We start from the raw sequence: 12,404 nt of genomic DNA on the forward strand, positions 1-12,404 counted from the left end.
ACTCTTAAAAATAATATATAATATATAATATATAATGAGTAGAAATTAATCATGTTTCATGCAGAAAAGTGAGCAAGATCTCAAACGACATCCCTTCCGGTGAATAAAAAGCGTCCCTTGAAAGAGAAGAAGCTATAGCTCATAGCCCTTAATCCCCTGCTCAGGGAGAGTCTCAATATGCTGATACCCGGCATTGTCGGGCGTTGAACTCAGGAGTTAGACGATGATGACTATCGACCGAATGGTCTTACATGAATGGATTGAAAAAATTAAAAGGTATTCGACACTTTGGTCGATTAAGCAAAAGATGAGGATGAGAGCAATAACACAACGGCTTAGGGATAAATCCTACTCCTCTATATCTGCCCACTTAAAATAGAGCTGTAAGAATTCGACACAGACCTTCAGCTTGGCCGAGTTTGATAGTCTCATTGGGTATACCGCCCAGATGTCAGCACTCTGGCTGTATTCCGGCAGTACGTTGATCAGTTTGCCTTCATCGATATAGCGTTTGGCATCCCACATGGAGCGCAGGAAGATGCCGTGCCCTTCGAGACCCCATTGCAATACAATGGCACCACTGTTAGAGGAGAGACGACCGTCAACCCGAACGGTTTGTGGTTTTTCATCTTTGCCGCTCAGTAGCCAACTGCCAAAAGGGGTATCCCGCTCTTTGATCACCAGACAGTCGTGCCGGGCTAAATCATCCAGAGTTTCAGGCTGACCTTTAGCCGCCAGATAGGCGGGTGAGGCACAAAGTACCCGCTGGTTATCCAGCAGCTTTTTCGCCATATAGTGATTTGGCAGGTCGCTGCCAACACGGATTTCTAAATCGAAACCTTCGGCAACCAGATCAATAACGTGGTCCGAAGTAACCAGTTGAATGGCCAGATTAGGATACTGTTTTGCCAGTTGAGAGATGGCCGGGGCAACAAACTGTCGTCCAAAGCCAAACGAGCTGACAATGCGCAATGTGCCCTGAGGTTCATGACGTGCTTCTGAAACATCGCTGATAAAGTCATCGAGATCTCCCAGAATTCTGTCTGCCCAGACTCTGGCTTTCTCTCCGTCTTCGGTTAATACAATGCTGCGCGTACTGCGATGAAACAATTTTATATCCAGTACCTTTTCCAGTGCATTAATCCGTTTGCTGATGTAAGCAGGAGAAACCCCCAACTCAACGGCGGCTTTAGCAAAACTATGCTTTCTGACTACGGTAAGGAAAACCCGTAAATCTTCATTTAACGGCAAGGAAGAACGGCTAATCGACATAAAAATGGCCCTGAAGTAAAACGATACACCTTAAAGCAAACTGTCTGACAGGCTTTCCGGTTTATTATTGTTTAAAGTTCTATGATTTTATAAACAGAAACCCCGATTAATTCAGGAATGTCCTGATATCTGACTATATTTTAACCCTGCTAACAATGCTATGGGAGCACCCGATTAAAGTGTGATAAACTTCACATTAATTAGTGACTGAAACAGCCATTCCCTAAATGACCTGATCAAGAGTATCTCTGAACCAACCCGAGTGATGCGATTCACTTCTCACGTTTTATTATCTGCAAAAAAATAACAGTATTTTCTGTAAGGATATTTTGGTCATGACATTTTATTGGGCTGCGCAGGCCGTGGGCGGCGTGGCATTTCTGGTAGGCATTACCATGTTTTTTAACCGCAACGAGCGCGGTTTTAAATATCAACTGTCGGCCTACTCAACCATCATGAGCTGTCACTTCTTTATGATGGGTGCCAATGCAGCTGCAATGAGCGTACTGCTTAGCGCAATACGGACTATCACCTCCATCTGGTGGCGCAATCTTTGGGTAATGATGATCTTCATTACTCTGACGCTGATATTAGCCACCATGAAAATTCAGCACCCAATTGAAGCCCTGCCGATTGCCGGTACTATCGCCAGTACCTGGGCGATGTTTCGTACTCATGGTTTGAAAATGCGCAGCATTATGTGGTGCTCAACCGCCTGTTGGGTTACCCACAATATTTGGGCTGGCTCCATCGGCGGAACCCTGATTGAAGGGAGTTTTCTGCTGATGAACGGCTTTAATATTATTCGTTTCTATCGCATGCAAAAACGTGGCATCGACCCGTTTGCCATTGAAAGCAAAGTGGTTAAAGCAGCGGAAGAAGAAAAGGCCCTAGAAGAAAAAACACCTGAAGAACAAAAGTAAGCCCGCGCTTTATACCGCGGGCTTAATATTTTAATCCAGAAACAGCCCCTGATCGCGAAGCAAGTGGTCATTGCCACGTCGGCGGGTAAAGCCGCTGCGGTCAAAGAACTCCAGAACCTGAATCGCCAGTTTACGCCCAACCCCCAACCGATCGCGAAAATCAGCGGCGCAGGTACTTCCCTGAGTGGTATGCATGGTGCGAATCAAATCGGCAAACTGGCGAATACGACCGCTCAGATAATAGCGATCGCGAACTACCGCAGTAACGTGACCCAGCTGCGCCGCTTTACGCAATACGCCTCTCACCAGTTGCTCATCCAGCCCCAGCTCGGTGGCTAAATCCCGCACCCAGTAGGGATCATCACCAAATTTCTCTTCTATACGTTGCCATATCGCCTGTTCATCTGGGGTGAATGCCAGACTGAATTCCGGCAGATGCAGCCAACCCCGGCTATTGCTCAGGCGTTTTTCGGCCAGCAGCATATCAATCAATGAGAACACCAATGCTTCCGGCTCAGCAGGTAATGCCATCCGGCGCAGTCTGGCCCGTCCAACCCCCAGTTGATCTAAATGCTGCTCATGAAAATCTTTCAGGGTATCAACTAATCGCTGCTGAAACTCCTGCACTTTTTCCTGCTGCAGGGCAGTATCACCCACGACTTTACAACCTGATGCCGTTAACAACATTTGCAGGCCATCATCAGTTAACTGACGCGCCCAACCGAACGCTTTAAGGGATAAACTTCCTTCCGCCAGACGCAGCTGTAACACCTGCATATCGTTTTGTGCCTGACTGAGCAGGTTGAGTTTTTCAAGATATTCCGGCTGGCGTTTGCCCCTGCGCGGAGGTTGAAGTAATAGCACTCGCGCACCACCCAGCGTTTCCCGGGCACTGATATCGCGCACAATGATGCGGTCGTTCTCCGCCAGCAATAAAGCGTCATCCAGCACCAGTTCCACTAAAACGTCACTGCCAGCGCTAACCGCCCCTTCCTGTAACAGAGAAATGCGTCCGGTAATATGGTTAACCGAATGGTGTAAATGTACCGACTGCCAGTGACGAATTGGCTTATCACAATGGAGAAGCGCAAGCACTCTGTCCCCGGCTTCTGGTGGCGTTTGCTGTAATAGCCAGTCTCCACGATTTACATCCTGCTTTCCCATATCGCCGGTAATGTTTAATGCAATACGCTCACCGGCTCCCGCCCGTTCTGCCGGTTGATTTTGGGCATGAATACTTCTTACCCGGACCGGTCGGTTAACACCCGTCAGCCACAGGGTATCCCCTACGCTAACCTGCCCGCTAAATGCGGTTCCGGTGACCACCAGGCCGCTGCCTTTGATGGTAAAACTACGGTCAACTGCCAGACGAAAGCGGTGTATTGCTGCTTCACGATCTTCAATTCGGCGCTGATATAAATTGATTAAATGCTCGCGTAACTCCGCTATGCCGGTTCCCTGTGGAGCGGCAGTGATAAAGATTGGGCAATCATTCCAGCCCTGAGCGTTTAACTCATCGGTAATCTGACTTTTGACGCTGGCAACCCGCTCCGGCGTGACGCGATCCGTCTTGGTTAAGGCAACGGTAATGGCAGGAATGCCCACCAGACGTAAAATCGCCAGATGCTCGCGGGTTTGCGCCATAATGCCGTCGTCACAGGCCACCACCAGTAGCGCATGCTGGACACCATCCACCCCTGCCAGCATATTGGCTAAAAACTTTTCATGACCCGGAACGTCAATAAAACCAAGTACCTGACCATCTTCCAGCGGCAAAAAAACATAGCCTAAATCAATGGTCATTCCCCGGCGTTTTTCTTCCGGCAGGCGGTCAGTGCTGCCTGCACCGGTCAGCGCTTGCAGCAGGGTAGATTTTCCGTGGTCAACGTGTCCGGCGGTGGCAATAATCATGCTAACAGCATCTCCAGCAATTCTGATTCATCTTCAAGGCAGCGCAAATCCAGCCATAGCTTTCCTTCCTGTATCCGGCCAATCACCGGTTTGGGCAAGGCGCGCCATTTTTCCGCCAGTGCTTCCAGCGTTCGGCCTCGGCCATCTTTTGGCTCGAAAGTCACGGCATAGCTGGGAAGACGGTCTACCGGTAATGAACCGCTGCCAATCTGCGACAGGCAAGGCTCTGCCTGTACGGTAAAATGCCCACCGTAACAGGCTTGCAATGGCGATAATAACTGTGAGGCCATCCCTTTCATTTCAGCGGCATCACGGCTTAACAGACGTAAAGTCGGCAGGGAGTAAGCTAAACGTTCTGGCTGTTGGTAAAGGCGTAAGGTGGCTTCTAACGCCGCCAGCGTCAGTTTTCCGGCGCGCAGCGCGCGTTTTAATGGGTGACGCTGGATTTTTTCGATCCACTTTTTCGAGCCAAGAATAATTCCCGCCTGTGGGCCCCCCAGCAGTTTATCGCCGGAGAAGGTGACTAAATCAACGCCGGCCGCAATCAGGTTTTGCGGCATTGGCTCAGCGGGTAGGTCATACTGTTGTAAATCGATTAATGAACCGCTACCAAGGTCAGTAGCTACCGGTAAATTCAACTCGCGCCCCAGCGCCACCAGTTCCTGCTCATCAACCGCAGCGGTAAAGCCCTGAATGCTGTAATTGCTGGTATGCACTTTCATTAACAGTCCGGTGTTTTCACTCACCGCATCACGGTAATCACGCAGATGTGTGCGGTTGGTCGTCCCCACCTCCACCAGCTGACATCCCGCCTGACGCATCACGTCCGGCACCCGAAATGCACCGCCAATTTCCACCAGCTCACCGCGAGAAACGATAACCTCTTGATCGGCAGCGACCGCAGCCAGCATCAGCATCACCGCGGCGGCGTTGTTATTCACGATACAGGCCGCTTCTGCACCGGTTAATTCACTCAGCAACTCGGAAATCACATTATCCCGATGGCCACGCCCGGCACCGTCCAGATCGTACTCCAGCGTCACCGCATGGCGCATAGCGCTGGCAACCTCATCAATCGCTTCTTCCGCCAACAGCGCCCGCCCAAGGTTAGTATGCAGTACGGTTCCACTCAGGTTAAATACCGGCTGTAAACCGCTGCGCTGTTTTTGCATCAGATGGCTGCTAACTGCCTCAATCCAGTTGCGGCTCCACTCGGGTAATCGATTGAACTGGCTAATCTCCTGTCTGGCCTGCTGCTGCAAATGGCGCAGCGACGCCACTACCAGATGTTGACCGAATTGAACCAACAGCGGCTCCATATCCGGCTCATTAAGTAAGCGATCTACCGAAGGAAGCTGGCTGTACAGGGATTGAGTTTGATTATTCATGAGTGCGGCCTGTTAAAAATCAATGACGCTAATATATCGGCTCAGCGCCATAACGTGAAGCGTAAGCTTATCAGGGCGTGAATGATATCGATGAAATGGTGAAATCAGTCAATGGCGGCTACGCTTAATAGCAGTCAGCATAATTTTTATGCTGTATGGATGCGGCACGCTTTACTTCCGCTCATCCCTCTTTTTATTCCGTCAGCGTTACAAGGTGATAATCACTATGACTATGAATATTCGCAGCTTTGCTGCCACTTCCGCTACGTCTCCCGTTGCTCTTCACGCCATTATTCGTCGTGATCCGCGAGAAGACGATGTCGTAATCAAGATTTTATACTGTGGCGTTTGTCACTCTGATATCCATCAGGCCCGTAATGAATGGCATAACACCATTTATCCGGTGGTTCCCGGCCATGAGATTATTGGTCAGGTCACGTCCGTCGGTAAGAACGTCAATCACTATAAGCCGGGAGACTGGGTTGGCGTTGGCTGTATGGTGGATTCCTGCCAGCACTGCGCCTCCTGTCAGGATGGCCTTGAGCAGTTCTGTGAAAACGTCGCCACGTTTACCTACAACGGTAAAGATCGCCATGACGGCACCATTACTTACGGTGGTTATTCAGAATCTATCGTGGTTTCCGAGAAGTTCGTCCTGCGCCTGCCGGAAAAACTCGATCCTAAATCCGCCGCGCCTTTGCTGTGTGCAGGTATCACGACTTACTCACCGTTACGCTACTGGAAGATTGGTAAAGGCCATAAAGTGGCGGTGGTCGGTTTAGGGGGCTTAGGTCATATGGCACTGAAGTTCGCTAAAGCACTGGGCGCTGACGTCACCCTGTTCACCCGCTCCATGAGCAAAGCCCCGGAAGCCACCCGACTGGGCGCCGATCACGTGGTGCTATCCACCGATGCCGATCAGATGAAAGCGGTAAGCAATCACTTCGATTTCATTCTGGACACCGTACCTCAACAGCACGACCTTAACCCTTACCTCGCCACCCTGAAACGCGACGGCACCTGCGTACTGGTCGGCCTGCTGGAACCAGTAGAACCCCCAATGAACAGCGGCCTACTGGTGATGGGCCGTAAAAGCCTGGCCGGTTCACTGATCGGCGGCATCGCCGAAACGCAGGAAATGCTCAACTTCTGCGCCCAACACAACATCACCTGCGACGTAGAAATGATCAACATCCAGGAAATCAACCAGGCCTACACCCGAATGCTAAAAAGCGACGTCAAATACCGGTTTGTTATTGATATGAAATCAATTGAAACGGAAAGCTTATAATTTCCAGTCTTTATCTTTTGACCTTTAGGCCTTTGTCCGTTGACCTTTATCCTTTGACCTTCAAAGGAGCACTGGAATTCAGCCGACAACTGAGAGAGGGTAGCACGCCAAACAGGGATGTTTGGCGAGGCACTGCTTCGCCTGGAGCGAATCAGTGCCGGTGCGTAAGCCCGAATGAAGGCGGAGGGAAGTCGCCTAAGCGACCTGGATTCGGGTGCGAAGGCGCGGGATTGTTAAGGGGGTTCGCCAACCCCCTTGACTCGGCCACGTGCACAACAGCACATTCAGACACCGCGCTCTTAGTGGACGAAACCTTCTCCATGCGTCCCTAACAAAATCTTTTCTATCAAACAGTTAAATAAAAAACCTTAATTAACTCCATAAAAACCACTCCCACCAACTCCAAAAACCCTCTCCCATCACCCCCCAATGCAAAAATTAACAACTCAACAACAATAACTTGAATCTCATCACATTTAATTAACATTCACCTACCATCACCTTGTCATCCCCCCCTTTCCACCCATACTTAATTTTGTCTATAACCTGATAAATAATGGGAATACTAGCATGTCCAAGAAATCAAATTTATTCATCGTCAGTATGCTAACCCTGTCCGTTGGTTCCGCTCTGGCTGCCCCTGAAAACTACCCTGCCGACTATCAAAAAATCATCGATGCCGCCAATAAAGAGGGCAAAGTGGTGATCTATTCCACCACCGATACTGCTGCCGCCGCACCGATTATTAAAGGGTTCGAAACGCTCTATCCGAATATCACCGTTGAATATAACGATATGAACAGTACCGAGCTGTATAACCGCTATATCAGCGAGCAAGCCTCATCCAGCGGCAGCGGTGATGTGGTCTGGAGCTCCGCAATGGATACCGGCCTGAAACTGGCTACCGACTACGCATTAACCTATAAATCACCGGAAGCCGGTAAGATCCCAACCTGGGCAGTGTGGAAAGATACTGCCTACGGCACCACCTATGAGCCGTTGGTATTTATCTATAACAAGCGTCTGATTAAAGAAGATGAAATTCCTAAATCCCACGCCGCTCTGGGTGAATTAGTGAAAAGTCAGCCGGACAGATTCAAAAACAAAGTCACCACTTATGATATTGAGAAATCTGCCCTTGGCTTTATGCTCTCGGTTGAAGACATGAAGAACGATGCTAAATACTGGGATCATCTGAAAGACATCTCCAGTGCAGGTATGGTGGTTCAGTCATCTACCGGTACTATGCTGGAGCGCGTCTCTTCCGGAGAGAACCTGATCGGTTACAACATTCTGGAACCTTATGCAAAAACCCGTGCGGCTAAAGACCCATCGCTGGGTATCGCTTACCCATCGGATTACACCCTGGTGCTTTCCCGCGTGACCTTTATCAGCAAACAGGCGAAAAACGTTAACGCTGCCAAGCTATGGCTGGATTATCTGCTGTCACAAAAAGGTCAGGATATTGTCGCTAATCAGGCCAATATCACCTCCATTCGTGACGATATCAACGGTGATAACGACGTAGCAGGCACCACTAAATTGCTGGGAAATTCACTGAAGCCGATTCCGGTTAATGAAACGCTGCTGGAGTATCTGGAGCAGAATAAGCGTCTGGACTATCTGAAAAAATGGCGTTCTGTCACCGGTAAATAATAAAAAAGACTCTAACGGCAAGCGCTGCTGTGTGCACACTTGCCGTTAACCCTTCTCTTTTCTACAGGGTTTTATCATGTACTCGTTGCGCAAAATAAAGCAGAGTTTGCCGCGCGGTGTAGTAGTGATGCTAACGGCACTGTTTATCTACGGCCCCTTAGCGCTTATTGTCACCCAAAGCTTTCTGTCTGCTCCTTTTTTTGTTCCTGACAAAACCTTCAGCCTCGATGCCTACCGCTTCGTGTTTGACGATCCGGACTTTTATAAAGCGCTGAAAAGCGGGTTTATTCTGGCTATCGGGCTGGTGGTTATTGTTATTCCTCTGGGCGGTATTCTGGCGTTCCTGATTGTCAGAAGCGATCTGCCGGGTCGCCGTTGGATAGAACCGATGATTCTGGTGCCGGTGTTTGTCTCGCCAATGGTATTGGGGTTTGGCTACGTGGTTGCCGCCGGTCCGGTGGGGTTTTTCTCGCTGTGGATGCAGGATCTGTTCGGGTTTGTGCCGTGGAACATCTACTCCATGACCAGCATTATCATTATTGCCGGTCTGATGCATGTGCCACACGCCTATCTGTATATCGCCTCCGCGTTACGTAATATGGGTTCCGATGTGGAAGAGGCGGCGCGCATCTCTGGTGCTTCACCGTTTCGCGTGATGGTTTCCGTTAGCCTGCCAATGGTCAGGCCAGCGATTCTGTACGCCACCGTGTTGCTGTTCTTCCTCGGACTGGAAGTATTTGGCCTGATGTTAGTACTGGGAGATCCGGAAGGTAACCTGGTGCTGGCAACCTACTTATACAAACTGACCAACAAGCTGGGCATCCCCTCTTACCATCTGATGGCGGTGGTGGCGGTAGTACTGATCAACATTACCATTCCGCTGATCATGCTACAGCGCCGCTTAATGCGTACCGCTAACCGCTTCGTCACGGTAAAAGGCAAAGCCTCACAGGCTCACGTGTTGCCGTTAGGCAAATGGCGTTGGGTGTCTGCGGCCGTGGTTATCTTATGGCTGATTGTGACTATTTTTGTGCCACTCACCGGCATACTGCTGCGGGCGTTTGTCTCTAACTGGGGGGTAGGTGTTTCGCTATTTGATCAGCTTTCGCTGGATACCTTCCGCACGGTGTTCTCACAGCCTAACCTGATTCGGGCCATTGTTAACTCGGTGGCGATTGGCGTATTCGGCGGAGCGCTGGCGGTAATTTGCTACACCTTTATTGGCCTGGCGATGCACCGTAAGCCGGACCGTACCACGCGTTTTCTCGACTATAGCGTGCTGATCCCTCGGGCGGTACCGGGAATCCTGGCGGGTCTGGCCTTCTTATGGGTATTCCTGTTCACCCCGATGTGGATGGACAGGTCGCTGGAGAATGGCTATATGTCGGTTCTGCCCGGCGCTCAGTGGATGCGGGATAACGTTATCGTCTGGATGCGGGCAACCCGCAATACCATCTTTAGCGTCTGGTTAGCCTATACCGTGGTATGGCTGGCCTATGGCCTGCGGCTAATCTCCTCAGCCCTGTTGCAGGTAGGAGCAGAGCTGGAAGAAGCGGCTCGCAGTACCGGCGCACAGCGCAGTCAGGTTACCCGACAGATTACCGTGCCGCTGGCCCGTTATGGCCTGATTGGCTCCTGGCTGTTGATGTTCCTGATCTTTGAGCGGGAATATTCAACTGGCGTATACCTGCTGTCACCGGGCACAGAAACCATCGGTTCAATGTTGGTTTCCCTGTGGGCTACCGGTGCCGTCGATATCGTCGCCGCCCTGTCATTTATCAATATTGTTTTAGTCATGTTCGGCTTAGGCATCGCACTGCGTTTTGGAGTAAAACTCAATGACTGAACTCACAGTAGAGAGTCTGCATTTAAATTACGGCACTAACCCGGTATTAAAAGGGGTTTCGATGCAGCTGAAAAAAGGCGAAGTTGTTACGCTGCTCGGTCCATCGGGCAGTGGAAAAACGACGCTGTTACGTGCCGTTGCCGGATTAGAAGCCCCCTGCAAGGGTCGTATTATCATTGGGGATCGGGTGGTGTACGACGGCAACACCAATCAGGAAATCTCGGTGGAAGAGCGTAATCTGGGGCTGGTTTTCCAGTCTTATGCGCTGTGGCCCCATATGACCATTTTCGACAATATCGCCTATCCACTTAAACTACGCAAAACCCCAACCGCTGAAATAAAACAGCGGGTTCAGGCGGTATTAGATCAGCTGGGATTGGGCCATTTAGGCCAGCGCTACCCTCATCAGCTATCCGGTGGGCAACAACAGCGGGTGGCGATTGGTCGGGGGCTGGTTTATAACCCGCCGGTGCTGCTGCTGGACGAACCACTCTCCAACCTGGATGCCAAGCTACGCGAAGAAGCGCGGGTGTTCCTGCGCAGTCTGATTGTTGATTTGGGGCTATCAGCACTGATGGTGACTCACGATCAGAATGAAGCGATGGCAATCTCCGATCGTATTCTGCTGCTGAATAACGGTGTGATTGAGCAACAGGGCACGCCTCAGGAGATGTACTCTACTCCCACCACCCTGTTCAGTGCCGAATTTATGGGCAGCAACAATCGGCTTTATGGCCATGTTGCTGAACTTGCCGGTGACTACGCCTGTATTCAGGGAAATAGCTGGAAGCTGTGGGGAAAGCCGGGAGGTGCGCTGAAAGTCGGGCAAAACGTCACGGCGGTGATCCGCGTTGAGCAGGTGAAACTCAATGACGCGGCCGAACAGAACAGTCTGGAACTGCCGCTGCTTACCGGTATGTACCTCGGTAGCCACTGGGAGTACCTGTTCCGTGAGTCTAATGAAGACTCTCCGGTACTGAGGGCTTTCGGCACCACCAAACCTGCCAGCGGCAGCCACTGTCGGCTCTCGATGCCGGCGGATCAGGTGTGGATATTCCCTGGTTAATCGTTTTTCGGGTTAACTAATACCTTGATAAGCGCTCTTATGCCAGGCAGTAACGGGATAAGGGCGCTCACTTCTTCAAGCGGGTAAACCCATCCGAACGAATGGGTTGGGATTAAATTTCATATCCCTTCTCCACCATTCTGTCTTAATATGCATTCGGTGTGAGTTTAGCTAATCAATGGAATGAACTATGATCATAGCGATCTTCGCAAGTATCGTTTTTATTATTATCGCCCGCGCATTTATTAAATCGGTACGGAAAAATCTGAATAAGCTCAATACGGATAAGCTGATGCAGCAACGAAATGAGCATACTCCGGCTGAGCTTAAGCTGGTTGCCTGCGCACAACCCCTGCGCTGTTTAGAGTTTTTCTTTAATAATCAATTTACCCCAGAAAATCATATGCCGGGTTATTACTCCGAAGAGCAGAAGAGGTCGTTAAGAGAAATATTAGCCGATGATTTTGCCATTAACGGTGCGAAAGATTTGAATCACTACCGGGCAGTTGTTCTGTTCAAACTGCTGTTAATCTACCTGACCCCCAAGCAGTTTGTTGAATTATTCAAGATATCGCCTCCGCTGCTGATTGCTATTAAACACAATCATTCGGCAACGGAATACCAGAATTTGCTGGCTGACATTGATATTCACACCATTAACGACGCGTTACAGGCCATTGCGCAGGTTCATCCTAAAAAAATGGCTCCGCTGCTTGCCGATAAGCATTTAGCTGACCACCTCAGGCATATTGAGATCCTGTATAAGGCCCATGTTTATACACTGGCCTGTGAAGTTGGCTATCTGGATAAAGTGCAAATGACGCCGCTTACGGCGGACATCGTCGCGCAAAAAATTAACTGGAAACAGTACGACCAATCCTTTGCTTTCCTCAACCGAATGATGAAGACCGGCCTTTTTACTAACTATATGATTGAACGGAAAAAAGAAAAGGTATGCTGGAATGAGTGCGGGGTCTGGACGTTACAGCAGCAACAGATGTTTCAACAGGGGTCTCACGCCGGAGCAGCGTCTTCCCATCTTCAATAAACG

At 50.1% G+C, this 12,404-nt stretch carries 9 protein-coding genes; 6 read left to right on the forward strand and 3 right to left on the reverse strand.

Annotated elements, in window-relative coordinates; translation table 11 throughout:
- Positions 1-348: 348 nt before the first annotated feature.
- On the reverse strand, positions 349-1,272 hold the full coding sequence (locus EKN56_RS19930) for a LysR substrate-binding domain-containing protein (RefSeq protein ID WP_130593386.1): 924 nt from the start codon (positions 1,270-1,272) through the stop codon (positions 349-351).
- 335 nt (positions 1,273-1,607) lie between these two features.
- Between EKN56_RS19930 and EKN56_RS19935 the strand changes: the two genes are divergently transcribed.
- The gene (locus EKN56_RS19935) at positions 1,608-2,195 is read left to right on the forward strand and encodes a YgjV family protein (RefSeq protein ID WP_130593387.1); all 588 of its coding nucleotides are present in this window, start codon (positions 1,608-1,610) and stop codon (positions 2,193-2,195) included.
- Positions 2,196-2,225: 30 nt separating this feature from the next.
- Here EKN56_RS19935 and selB read toward each other — a convergent pair whose 3' ends face one another.
- Both selB and selA read right to left on the reverse strand, forming a co-directional pair.
- On the reverse strand, positions 2,226-4,106 hold the full coding sequence (gene selB / locus EKN56_RS19940; protein ID WP_130593388.1) for a selenocysteine-specific translation elongation factor: 1,881 nt from the start codon (positions 4,104-4,106) through the stop codon (positions 2,226-2,228).
- The gene (gene selA, locus EKN56_RS19945; RefSeq protein WP_130593389.1) at positions 4,103-5,494 is read right to left on the reverse strand and encodes an L-seryl-tRNA(Sec) selenium transferase; all 1,392 of its coding nucleotides are present in this window, start codon (positions 5,492-5,494) and stop codon (positions 4,103-4,105) included. Before selA ends, selB begins: the two co-directional genes overlap by 4 nt.
- Positions 5,495-5,720: 226 nt before the next feature.
- Here selA and EKN56_RS19950 point away from each other — a divergent pair, with 226 nt between their 5' ends.
- The 5 genes from EKN56_RS19950 (at position 5,721) to EKN56_RS19970 (ending at position 12,401) form a co-directional block, all read left to right on the forward strand.
- Positions 5,721-6,785, forward strand: a complete 1,065-nt coding sequence (locus EKN56_RS19950; RefSeq protein WP_130593390.1) for an NAD(P)-dependent alcohol dehydrogenase — start codon at positions 5,721-5,723, stop codon at positions 6,783-6,785.
- A gap of 570 nt (positions 6,786-7,355) precedes the next feature.
- The gene (locus EKN56_RS19955; RefSeq protein ID WP_130593391.1) at positions 7,356-8,441 is read left to right on the forward strand and encodes an ABC transporter substrate-binding protein; all 1,086 of its coding nucleotides are present in this window, start codon (positions 7,356-7,358) and stop codon (positions 8,439-8,441) included.
- A gap of 76 nt (positions 8,442-8,517) precedes the next feature.
- Entirely contained in the window at positions 8,518-10,287 is a 1,770-nt protein-coding gene (locus tag EKN56_RS19960) for an ABC transporter permease (protein WP_130593392.1), read from the forward strand.
- Positions 10,280-11,353, forward strand: coding sequence for an ABC transporter ATP-binding protein (locus EKN56_RS19965; protein WP_130593393.1), 1,074 nt, complete (start codon positions 10,280-10,282; stop codon positions 11,351-11,353). The genes EKN56_RS19960 and EKN56_RS19965 overlap by 8 nt, the downstream gene beginning before the upstream one ends.
- A gap of 190 nt (positions 11,354-11,543) precedes the next feature.
- The gene (locus EKN56_RS19970) at positions 11,544-12,401 is read left to right on the forward strand and encodes a hypothetical protein (protein WP_130593394.1); all 858 of its coding nucleotides are present in this window, start codon (positions 11,544-11,546) and stop codon (positions 12,399-12,401) included.
- Positions 12,402-12,404: the final 3 nt, after the last annotated feature.

Origin of the sequence: Limnobaculum zhutongyuii, assembly GCF_004295645.1 — a bacterium.
GTDB classification, from domain to species: domain Bacteria; phylum Pseudomonadota; class Gammaproteobacteria; order Enterobacterales; family Enterobacteriaceae; genus Limnobaculum; species Limnobaculum zhutongyuii.

Coding starts and splice junctions, on each gene's coding strand:
- EKN56_RS19930 (WP_130593386.1), bottom strand. CDS start 1,272: ATGTCGATTAGCCGTTCTTCCTTGCCGTTAAATGAAGATTTACGGGTT.
- EKN56_RS19935 (WP_130593387.1), top strand. CDS start 1,608: ATGACATTTTATTGGGCTGCGCAGGCCGTGGGCGGCGTGGCATTTCTG.
- selB (WP_130593388.1), bottom strand. CDS start 4,106: ATGATTATTGCCACCGCCGGACACGTTGACCACGGAAAATCTACCCTG.
- selA (WP_130593389.1), bottom strand. CDS start 5,494: ATGAATAATCAAACTCAATCCCTGTACAGCCAGCTTCCTTCGGTAGAT.
- EKN56_RS19950 (WP_130593390.1), top strand. CDS start 5,721: ATGACTATGAATATTCGCAGCTTTGCTGCCACTTCCGCTACGTCTCCC.
- EKN56_RS19955 (WP_130593391.1), top strand. CDS start 7,356: ATGTCCAAGAAATCAAATTTATTCATCGTCAGTATGCTAACCCTGTCC.
- EKN56_RS19960 (WP_130593392.1), top strand. CDS start 8,518: ATGTACTCGTTGCGCAAAATAAAGCAGAGTTTGCCGCGCGGTGTAGTA.
- EKN56_RS19965 (WP_130593393.1), top strand. CDS start 10,280: ATGACTGAACTCACAGTAGAGAGTCTGCATTTAAATTACGGCACTAAC.
- EKN56_RS19970 (WP_130593394.1), top strand. CDS start 11,544: ATGATCATAGCGATCTTCGCAAGTATCGTTTTTATTATTATCGCCCGC.